At 68.5% G+C, this 2,509-nt stretch carries 2 protein-coding genes; both read left to right on the top strand.

Going from position 1 to position 2,509, the window contains the following annotated elements:
- Positions 1-371: 371 nt before the first annotated feature.
- The gene (locus JNN06_RS02465; RefSeq protein WP_291238013.1) at positions 372-1,304 is read left to right on the top strand and encodes an SPOR domain-containing protein; all 933 of its coding nucleotides are present in this window, start codon (positions 372-374) and stop codon (positions 1,302-1,304) included.
- A 56-nt stretch (positions 1,305-1,360) separates the two neighbouring features.
- Positions 1,361-2,509 (top strand): D-alanyl-D-alanine carboxypeptidase family protein (locus tag JNN06_RS02460; RefSeq protein WP_291238012.1); only part of this gene is annotated, 1,149 nt, incomplete at its 3' end.

Genomic DNA, 2,509 nt, shown 5'->3' with positions numbered 1-2,509 from the left:
ACCCTCGCCCCCGCCGCCGCCGCCGCCTCGCGCAGCGCCGCCTCGATGGCCGCCGCACTCAACGCGCGCGCACCGTGGAAATCCAGCAAAAGGTGATGGCCCGGCAGGGCTGCGGTCTCTGACATGGGGCCATCCCTGCCGCGAAACCCCGCCAAGGGCAAGCCCGCCGCCGCAACCGCTGTGCCCGCCGTGCCAATTTCCGCGCAAGCGGGCCGGTCGGGCTTGCCTCTGCCCTTTTCTCACCCGGTTGCACCCGCTATGCTATGCGGCAATGCGGCAGCGACCGCTGGCAGAACAGGCACAGGCAGACGACACCACAACGGCGCGGCACGCAGAAGGCGCGCTTATCGGGGGCTGAGAGAATGGCAGGAATGATGATCAGGCATCTGATCTTGGCGGCATGCGCGGCAGGCGCGCTTGGGGCCTGCGTGAAAGAGGGCGGCCCGGCCGCCAAGGGCAGCGCACCGGCGGCAGGGGCCGCAGCCGCTCCGGCAGGGAAACCGGCGACCTCGGTCAAACTGGTGGATCGTGACGTGGAAGCCCCTGAAATCTTTCAGACCACCGATCAGGCGCTGTGGGATGGCCGCCCCTCGCTGGGCGGTGTCTGGGTCGCCTCGCCCGATGCCAAAGACCCCGAGCGGGTGATCCTGCGCAATCCGGCCAATGGCAAGTTTGTCATCGGCGCGCTGTTCCGGCGCGAGCGCGAGAACCCGGGGCCGAAGCTGCAAATCTCCTCGGATGCGGCCTCAGCGCTTGGCATGCTGGCCGGGGCACCGGCCAAGGTGAACGTCACCGCGCTGCGCCGCGAGGAGGCTCCGGCCCAGACCGATGCCACCAAACCGCTGCTTGACGCGGCCGAGCCGGTGGCAACCGCAGGCGCCGATGTGGCCAAGGCCACCACCGCCGCCCTGGCAAAGCCCGGCGCGACGCCTGCGGCGGGGGCCCCGGCCGCGACGGGTGCGCCGATTGCGGCGGGCACGGTGAAGGGCACGGCCATCGCGCCCGCAGCCGCAGCCGCAAAACCTGCCGCCGCCGCCGCAAGCGCCAAACTTGCCGCCGCCGCGCCCGCCAAAGCGGCGGCCAAGGGCGGCGCAAGTGTTGCCCAGATCGGCATTTTCTCGGTCGAGGCCAATGCCAAGCGCGCCGTGGATCAGCTGACCAAGGCCGGTGTCGCGGCCAGCATCAAGAAGGGCCAGACCCAGGGCAAGGACCATTGGTCGGTCACCGCCTCGGGCGCTGACAAGGCTGCCCTTCTCGCAAAGGTGAAGGGGCTCGGCTTCACCGACGCCTATATCATCCGCTAAGACCCACGCTCTCGGGCCGCCCGCCGCCGGGCGGCCCGTTCCCGAAAGGATACCCCATGCTTCGCCGCCTCAGCCTTGCCCTTGCCACCGTCTCGGCCCTGATGGGCAGCACCGCCGCGCAGGCCTTTGAAACCCAGGCCCGCGCCGCCTGGGTCTATGACATGACCACCCAGACCGTGCTGATGGACAAGAACGGCGAGACCGCGCTGCCGCCGGCCTCGATGTCCAAGCTGATGACGCTGAACATGCTGTTCGAGGCGCTGCATGACGGGCGGCTGAAGCCGACCGACACCCTGCCCGTTTCGGAAAAGGCGTGGAAGATGGGCGGCTCGAAGATGTTCGTGAAGCCCGATGACCGCCCGACGGTGGACGAGCTGATCCATGGCATCATCATCAATTCCGGCAATGATGCCTGTGTGGTGGTGGCCGAGGGCATGGCCGGTTCGGAGGAGGAGTTCGCCCGCCGCATGACGCTGCGCGCGCAAGAGCTGGGCATGGTTAATTCCACTTTCGCCAATGCCTCGGGCTGGCCCGACCCCGATCACCGGATGAGTGCGCATGATCTGGGCCTGCTGGCGGTGCGGCTGATCGAGGAATTCCCGGAATATTACCCCTATTTCGCGCTGACCGAGTTCAGCTATCAGGGCCGGGTGCCCGCCAACAGCCAGAACCGCAACCCGCTGCTGCGCATTCGGGGCGGCGACTGGCAGGCTGACGGGCTGAAAACCGGCCATACCGAGGAGGCCGGATATGGCCTTGTCGGTTCGGCGGTGCATCAGAACGGGCGGCGCATCGTGTTCGTGATCTCGGGTCTGGCCTCGGATCAGGCGCGGGCCGAGGAAAGCGAGGCGATCTCCAACTGGGCCTTCCGCGATTTCGTGATGAAATCCATCGCGAAAACCGGCAAGCGCGTGGCCGAGGCCGAGGTCTGGATGGGCGATGCCGCCACGGTCGGGCTGGTGCCCGCCGAAGATATTGCGCGGCTGATCCCGGTGACAGCGCAGAACAGCATCACAGCAGAGGTGGTCTATTCCGGCCCGTTGCAGGCGCCGATCGCCAAGGGCGCCCCGGTGGCCGAGCTGGTGGTGCGCATCCCCGGCCTGCCCGATGCCCGCGTGCCGCTGGTGGCCGAGGCCGATGTGGCCAAGGGCGGCTTTGGCACCCGGCTGTCCACCGCCGCCGCCGCGCTGATGCAGCGCTTCTTC

This window comes from Gemmobacter sp. (genome assembly GCF_016792925.1).
In the GTDB taxonomy this organism is placed as follows: domain Bacteria; phylum Pseudomonadota; class Alphaproteobacteria; order Rhodobacterales; family Rhodobacteraceae; genus Gemmobacter.
This window is presented reverse-complemented; position numbering and strand designations above follow the sequence as displayed.

What these genes read in the sequence shown, in the direction of transcription:
- JNN06_RS02465 (WP_291238013.1), top strand. Translation starts at nt 372, where the DNA reads ATGATGATCAGGCATCTGATCTTGGCGGCATGCGCGGCAGGCGCGCTT.